The organism is Acinetobacter sp. V2 (assembly GCF_001188385.1).
GTDB classification, from domain to species: Bacteria; Pseudomonadota; Gammaproteobacteria; order Pseudomonadales; family Moraxellaceae; genus Acinetobacter; species Acinetobacter oleivorans.
In genome coordinates this window covers 496,798-504,229 of sequence record NZ_JZFB01000001.1, presented here as the reverse complement: position 1 = coordinate 504,229, position 7,432 = coordinate 496,798, and the positions used below count along the sequence as shown (strand labels likewise).

The window sequence follows — 7,432 nt, the reverse complement described above, 5'->3', positions numbered from 1 at the left end:
CCAGCCGATTCAAATGCTACTTTATTTTTAGCAACTACTTGATCTGCTGGTTGAGTTTTAAATTCAGCTAGCATTGTAGCAATTTTTGCTTGAACAGCTTTACGCGCTTTTTCGTCGATAACTTTTGCTTTCGCTTCATTCATCGCCTGTGCTAAAGGTTTTACACCAGCAGCATGATAATCACGTACTTTAACCCATACCGTATCACCATTCGCTAACTGAATATTAGATGATGCATTACGGTCACCATTTTTCACGTCATCATTAAATAATTTAATTTTAACGTTTGGATCACTTAAATATGGATTTTGTGTAGCTAAAGTTACGCCATTTAATGATTCAACTTTTGTACCTTTTACTTCTTGTACAACAGCTTCTAAAGAGTCATTACCAACAATCGTTTCATTTAAACTGTTTACAGTATCTGAATAAACAGTCGCAACTTTATTCTTTTCAACCTCAGCAGTTAAACGCGCCTTCTCTGCTTCGAATGAAGGGATTTGATTAGCTTGAGTTTCTGCCTCAATAATATGATAACCATATTGAGTTTTTACTGGTTGAGAAATCTGTCCATTTTTCAAGCTCACTACAGTTTTATCAAATGCATCGGAAAAAACACCTGGTGCATATGCTTCAACTAAACCACCTTTTGCTTTCGAACTTGGATCTTCAGAGAACTGAGATGCAGCTTGTGCAAATGTCAGACCGCCTTGAATTTTCGCATATACTTCTTTAGCAAGTTTTTGAGCTGCGGCATCATCACGAGCATCTGTAGTAATTAAAATATGCTTCACAGTACGTTTAGCATCTTTTTTCTGAGTTTCAACAAACTTGCTATACGCTTGTTGCAGTTCAGCTTCAGTTGCAGGAGCTGGTTTAGCCATTAGTGATGGCGACACAACAACATAATCCACATCAACAGAAGATTGTTGTTTAAACTCATTTTGGTGTTTGTTGTAATAATCTGTAGCTTCTTGATTAGAGGCAGTTAAACCAGTTTTATAACCATCTAATTTAATACTAGCCAAATGTAATGTACGTTGTTCAGTTTGCAAATTCGCAATTTGCATTAAATCAACTTTACTTACTAAAGAGTAATCAGAAAAAGTTGACGTTAGCATTTTTAAAGCATGATCTTGACGAAGACTAGCAATTAAGCCCTGACTTGTCATACCAATAGAACGTAAGTAATTTTCATAGAGTTTTTGCGAGAACTGTCCATTCTCTTGCAAACTAGGCTGTTGAGCTAACATTTGCTCAATTTGAGTATCACTAAGTGAGATACCTAATTTTTCAGCTTGTTGAATTAGTAAATTACGCGACACTAAAATATCGAGTGCCTTAGCCTGAATAACAGGCAAATTAAGTAAACTCTCATCGCCTTTAACAGCAGCTAAATATTGTTCTTTGTAAGACTGAGTTAAAGTTTCAAGGTCTTTTTTAGATATTTCTTGGCCATTTACTGTTTTTGCAACATCAGCCTTGTTTCCCCTATTAAAATATCCTTCAATACCTACAAGTGCTAAAGGGGTCAAAAACAAAATTAGAAGGACTTTGCCGAGCCAACCCTTAATGACTGTACGAAACGATTCCATAAGTATTCCAATATTTTATTTCGAGGAGAATTTTAACTGAAAAACCACAATCAATGAATGAGCAATATTGGTCAATTCAGATTTTTAATAAAAAACGCGCCTATATTGGCGCGTTTAATCATCTTAAAAGATTAAGCTACTGAATCTTTAAGACCTTTACCAGCTTTGAAGCTAGGTACTTTTGTTGCTTTAATTTGAAGCTCTTCACCAGTTTTAGGGTTACGACCAGTGCGTGCAGCACGTTCTTTAACACTGAAAGTACCAAAACCAACTAAAGTTACTGTGTCACCTTTTTTAAGTGCTTCAGTAATTGACGCAATTGTCGCATCGAGTGCCTTGCCTGCATCAGTCTTAGATACTCCCCCTTTTTCAGCAATTGCATCGATTAATTCTGATTTATTCATGAATAAAACATCCTCTTAATATCGTTTGTTTAAGGTCCAAGGCTATAGTTTAAAAGGCCATGACGCCTTTATAGCAATGCTTTGGGGGAAAACGCAATACTAGAGCAGGGCTTTTAGCGAAAATAAATGCTAAAAAACTGTTATATATTTGCTAAATCCCAACATTTTTTACTTTTTATTCAATTTTTCTTTCAATTGCTGGTTTTCTTCTATTAAAGCATCCACCTTAATATGAAGCTGTACCAAGAGCTGTTCAATGTGCTGTAAATCCTTCGGAGTGACCAATCCAATCCGGTTTAAAGAATGGTTCACACTGGTATCAAGAATTTTCTCTACTTTATCTTTTGTTTCAGATACAGATTCTTTTGCTTTTTCTGTGACTTTGCCTACAGTGTTATCTGCTAAGTCTCCAGTTTTTGACTCTAGTTCTTCACCAACTTTAACTAAGGAATCAAAGAGTTTGTTGCCCTCTTCTTCTGCGCGTGAAAAAGCTCCTAACCCAGCCAACCAAATTTGCTTGGTATACTTTCTAAAATCTAAAGCTGATTTTCTTGAACTTCTTGATTTTAATTTGTTTTTTTCTTCTGACTCTTCTGCTTGTGTCTCTATGTTTGCATTATCCATTAATCTAAACTCCTAATCAGATGAGAGAGATGACGACTGATTTGACCACAAAATATTTCTATAATATCAAAGTAAAGACTTGATCCATTTACAAAACTGTTCTACAAAGCAATTAAGTCATGTAAATATATTTAACACGACATTGTGTTAAGTTTGGGATAGGATGTCCCATTCTTCGGTTAACTGCTATTTGTAAGGATAAACTTTTATGAGTGAAACGCAACAAAGACAAAAACATCCCCGTCTGTTGCTGAATATCGTTCTAATTATTTTAGAAACTTTCTTTTCATTTATTCTCACCCACGATGGTGTTCTTCGCTTGCAAGCGAAAAAGTTTATTTCAAACAAAACGACTATTCGTATCAATAGCTATCTACCTTTTTTTGACTTTTATGTTCAATTTACAGAAAAGGGTTTGTTGTTCGATATCCATTCTTTTGACCGACGTATTGATCTTGAAATCAATAGTACACTTATCGATTTAATTAAGATTTTCGCTTTTTCAAACCAGCGCAGTCTTAAAAATATGCGTATTGATGGGGATGAAGAAACTAAAAAAGAGTTATTAGATTTAATTTCTCACCTTACCCTGCCTAAACTTTTAGCAGACTGGAAGCAATGGTTTAATACACCTGATGATGAAGCTGAAGCTCTTGCTTCACGCAAAAGAATTGCCCCATTGCTTGAAAAAATTGATCAACAACGATCAGAAATCAATTCACTTCATGTGGAAATTAAACAATATCAAAATCGAATTACTCGCTTACAGCAGCGTCAACGGAATATTAACTTCTCCTTTGGTATAATTAGCCTGATATTTATTGTTTATTTCATATATAATTTGTGGGTTGCTTAAATTATTTTTCCATTTTGTTCCTGCACTTGAATTAAAAATAAAAAAACTTGACTATTTTAGTCGGGATTCATAAAATCCTATTATCTAGTCTTAACATGTGTATCGAATCATGCGCCTTACAACTCGCGGTCGCTACGCAGTGACTGCTCTACTTGATTTAGCTTTGCAGCCAACTGAACAAACGATCACGCTCGCCGAAATTGCAGCTCGCCAATCCATTTCAGTTGCTTATTTAGAACAGTTATTCGCAAAACTTAAGCGTCATGGGTTAGTTTCTAGTGTTCGTGGTGCAAATGGTGGTTATCATTTGGCTCGAAATGCTGATGAAATTACTGTGTTAGAAATTATTGAAGCTGTAAATGAAACTGTTGATGCAACTCGTTGTGACCATAAAGGTAACTGCCAAAATGGTGCAATGTGTCTCACACACGATTTATGGCAAGAACTCTCTCATCATATTGCCGACTATTTAGCAAAAATCTCTCTTGCCGACCTCATTAGCCGAGACAACGTTCAAACTGTTGCATTACGCCAAAATGTGACTGGCATAGATTCAGCTCTTTTATCGGGTACAGGTATTTGATATGAAACGTCCAATTTATCTTGATTACGCAGCAACCACTCCAGTAGATCCGCAAGTTGCAGAACGTATGATGGAGTGTTTAACTTTCGACGGTACCTTTGGTAATGCTGCATCTCGTTCCCATGCTTATGGCTGGCAGGCAGAAGAGAAAGTTGAATATGCACGTGAGCAAGTTGCAAATTTAATTAAAGCTGATCCACGTGAAATTGTTTGGACTTCTGGTGCAACTGAATCAGATAACCTTGCTCTAAAAGGTGTAGCGCAGTTTTATGCATCTAAAGGCAAGCATATTATTACAAGTAAAATTGAACACAAAGCTGTTCTAGATCCTTGTCGTGAATTAGAAGACCAAGGTTTTGAAATTACTTATTTAGAACCAGAACCACAAACTGGTTTAATTACCCCTGAAATGGTAAAAGCTGCCCTTCGTCCTGATACTGTTCTTGTTTCTCTTATGATGGTAAACAACGAAATCGGTACAGTTACAGATGTAGCAGCAATTGGTGAATTAACACGTGCCAATAAAACCTTCTTTCATGTAGATGCTGCTCAAGCTGCTGGTAAAGTTGAAATTGACCTATCTACTATGAAAATTGACCTAATGAGTTTCTCAGCTCATAAAATTTATGGTCCAAAAGGTATCGGTGCATTATATGTACGTCGTAGCCCACGTGTTCGTTTAAAAGCACAAATTCATGGCGGTGGTCATGAGCGTGGTATGCGTTCTGGTACTTTAGCGACTCATCAAATTGTAGGTATGGGTGAAGCTTTTGAAATTGCTGGCAAAAGAATGCAAGCAGAACAAGAGCGTATTCGCAAGCTTCGCGACAAGCTTTGGAATGGTTTACAAGATCTTGAACAAGTTTTCTTAAATGGCCATCCAACTCAAAACGTTGCTAACTATTTAAATGTCAGCTTTAACTTTGTTGAAGGTGAATCTTTAATGATGTCGCTCAAAGATGCTGCTGTATCAAGTGGTTCTGCTTGTACTTCTGCAACTTTAGAGCCTTCATACGTTCTTCGCGCATTAGGTTTATCTGATGAGCTAGCACACAGCTCTATCCGCTTCAGTTTTGGTAAATACACAACTGAAGAAGATATTGACCATGTGCTTACAATTACCAAAGCCGCTGTTGAGAAATTACGTGAACTTTCTCCGCTTTGGGATATGTACAAAGAAGGTATCGATCTTTCTACAGTTGAATGGGCTGAACACTAATTCATTGAAATTAGTGTTTTTACCCTCATATTAATATTAGGCTGACCCCGAGGTTTGGAGAAGCGAAATGGCTTATAGCGAAAAGGTAATTGATCATTACGAAAACCCTCGTAATGTTGGTGTTTTAGACAAAAACTCTGAAAATGTAGGTACAGGCATGGTGGGTGCACCAGCATGTGGCGACGTGATGCGTTTACAAATTCAAGTAAACGATAGCGGTGTAATTGAAGAAGCACGCTTTAAAACTTATGGCTGTGGTTCAGCAATTGCTTCTAGCTCACTTGTAACTGAGTGGTTAAAAGGTAAAACTCTTGATGAAGCTCAAGCAATCAAGAATATTGATATCGCAACTGAGCTTGCTCTTCCACCAGTAAAAGTTCACTGCTCTGTACTAGCTGAAGATGCGATTAAAGCTGCGATTGAAGATTACCGCACTAAAAAATCAAAAGCTTAATTTGTTATTACTGTAAACGTTGGAGTTTTCATGATTCATTTAACTGAAAATGCTGCGACTCATATTAGCAATTACCTCAAAAACCGAGGTAAGGGTGAAGGCATTCGCGTGGGTGTGAAAACTTCTGGCTGTTCTGGGTTGGCTTACGTTCTTGAATTTGTTGATTCTGTCGATGAACATGACGAAGTTTTCGAACAATTTGGCGTTAAGGTATTTGTAGATCCAAAAAGTCATGTCTATTTAGAAGGCTTAGAAATGGACTATGTCAAAAATGGCCTTAATGAAGGGTTCGAATTTAACAACCCCAATAAAAAAGGCGAATGTGGTTGTGGTGAGTCTTTCACTGTATAACCCTTCTCCTTCCATCTCTCATTAAAACAGTGTCTTTTATAGCACTGTTTTAATGTATTTAATTAACGTGGACCTCCTTTCTAATGAATCATTTTGAGTTGTTCAATTTACCCGTAGAACTCGATATCGATTTGGCGAGCTTAAAATCTAGTTTCTTGAATTTGCAGCAGCAATATCATCCAGATAAAGCAGAAGATAAAAATCAGGCATTGATCAAATCAAGTGAAATCAATCAAGCTTTTAAAACATTATCGCAAGTAGATAGCCGCGCAGCTTATCTTTTAGCGTTAAAAAAGCAAGATCATCACCTTGATCAATCTATTAGCGATTTTGAGTTTTTACAATCAGCTTTGGAACTTCGTGAGCAACTGGATGAAGCAACCTCCCCAGAACATCTAAGCACTCTTAAACAAGAAGTGTTTCAATGGATAGAAAGTTTAGTTCGCGAATTTAAAATTGATTACTCAGATGAAGACTGGGGTGAAGCTCGCGATACTGTACGTAAATTACGGTTCTTTCAGCGCGTTCTTAATGATATTGAAAAAGCAGAAGATCAAATGTTGGATGACGAAGACAACTTTGATTTAGACGACGATTTTTAATTTTGCTTTTTCCAATTTATATTCAAGGGATTTAACTCATGGCACTTTTGCAAATTGCTGAACCGGGTCAATCCAGTGCCCCACACCAACACCGCATTGCGATTGGTATCGACCTAGGAACAACACACTCCTTAGTTGCGACAGTGTTATCAGGCAAGCCTAAAGTACTCAATGATGAAAAAGAAAGAAGACTCCTTCCTTCTATTGTGCACTATGGAAATGATGCAACTCACTATGGTGAAGAAGCAAAGCCTTTCCTTATTGCCGACCCGAAAAATACAATTGTTTCTGTAAAACGCTTTATGGGGCGTTCAAAAGCAGATATCAAATTTCAGCATCCATATGAATTAATGGGTTCTGAAAATGAGATGCCAGCTTTTGAAACACGTGCTGGTCGTAAAACCCCTGTTGAAATTTCTGCAGAAATTTTAAAACAATTAAAAGATCGTGCTGAAACTAGCCTACAAAATCCAGTAAATGGTGCAGTTATTACTGTTCCTGCCTATTTTGATGAAGCTCAGCGACAAGCAACTCGTGATGCAGCACAACTTGCTGGTTTGAATGTATTACGTTTATTAAATGAGCCAACCGCTGCTGCTGTGGCTTATGGTTTAGACCAAGAAACTAATTTAGCTACAGATCATAACTACGTAATTTATGATTTAGGTGGTGGTACTTTTGACGTATCAATCTTGCGTTTCTCACAAGGTGTCTTTGAAGTATTAGCTACCGGTGGCCACACTG

The 7,432-nt window shown here is 37.1% G+C and carries 10 protein-coding genes; 7 read left to right on the top strand and 3 right to left on the bottom strand.

The genetic code is table 11. The features are described from left to right. From UC75_RS02345 to UC75_RS02335, 3 genes are all read right to left on the bottom strand, one after another. Positions 1 to 1,595, bottom strand: a 1,595-nt coding sequence (locus UC75_RS02345) for a SurA N-terminal domain-containing protein (protein ID WP_228137029.1), incomplete at its 3' end; no start/stop codon positions are given. A gap of 131 nt (positions 1,596 to 1,726) precedes the next feature. Further along, positions 1,727 to 1,999, bottom strand: a complete 273-nt coding sequence (locus tag UC75_RS02340) for an HU family DNA-binding protein (RefSeq protein ID WP_001043034.1) — start codon at positions 1,997 to 1,999, stop codon at positions 1,727 to 1,729. Positions 2,000 to 2,167: 168 nt separating this feature from the next. Continuing rightward, entirely contained in the window at positions 2,168 to 2,623 is a 456-nt protein-coding gene (locus UC75_RS02335) for a phasin family protein (RefSeq protein ID WP_049836542.1), read from the bottom strand. Positions 2,624 to 2,831: 208 nt separating this feature from the next. Here UC75_RS02335 and UC75_RS02330 point away from each other — a divergent pair, with 208 nt between their 5' ends. From UC75_RS02330 to UC75_RS19830, 7 genes are all read left to right on the top strand, one after another. Beyond that, a complete protein-coding gene (locus UC75_RS02330) occupies positions 2,832 to 3,479 on the top strand; it encodes a hypothetical protein (protein WP_013198050.1) in 648 nt (215 codons plus the stop codon). Between the two features lie 109 nt (positions 3,480 to 3,588). Next, the gene (locus tag UC75_RS02325; RefSeq protein ID WP_004792640.1) at positions 3,589 to 4,062 is read left to right on the top strand and encodes an Rrf2 family transcriptional regulator; all 474 of its coding nucleotides are present in this window, start codon (positions 3,589 to 3,591) and stop codon (positions 4,060 to 4,062) included. Between the two features lies 1 nt (position 4,063). Further along, complete coding sequence (locus UC75_RS02320) at positions 4,064 to 5,281, top strand: IscS subfamily cysteine desulfurase (protein ID WP_005304823.1); 1,218 nt, start codon at positions 4,064 to 4,066, stop codon at positions 5,279 to 5,281. Positions 5,282 to 5,348: 67 nt separating this feature from the next. Continuing rightward, positions 5,349 to 5,735, top strand: a complete 387-nt coding sequence (gene iscU / locus UC75_RS02315) for a Fe-S cluster assembly scaffold IscU (RefSeq protein ID WP_004792646.1) — start codon at positions 5,349 to 5,351, stop codon at positions 5,733 to 5,735. A gap of 30 nt (positions 5,736 to 5,765) precedes the next feature. Then, entirely contained in the window at positions 5,766 to 6,086 is a 321-nt protein-coding gene (gene iscA, locus UC75_RS02310) for an iron-sulfur cluster assembly protein IscA (protein WP_004792648.1), read from the top strand. Positions 6,087 to 6,169: 83 nt separating this feature from the next. Then, positions 6,170 to 6,688: a Fe-S protein assembly co-chaperone HscB gene (hscB, locus tag UC75_RS02305; RefSeq protein ID WP_005304822.1), complete on the top strand. Its 519-nt coding sequence runs from the start codon at positions 6,170 to 6,172 to the stop codon at positions 6,686 to 6,688. 38 nt (positions 6,689 to 6,726) lie between these two features. Further along, positions 6,727 to 7,432, top strand: a 706-nt coding sequence (locus UC75_RS19830) for an Hsp70 family protein (RefSeq protein WP_228137028.1), incomplete at its 3' end; no start/stop codon positions are given.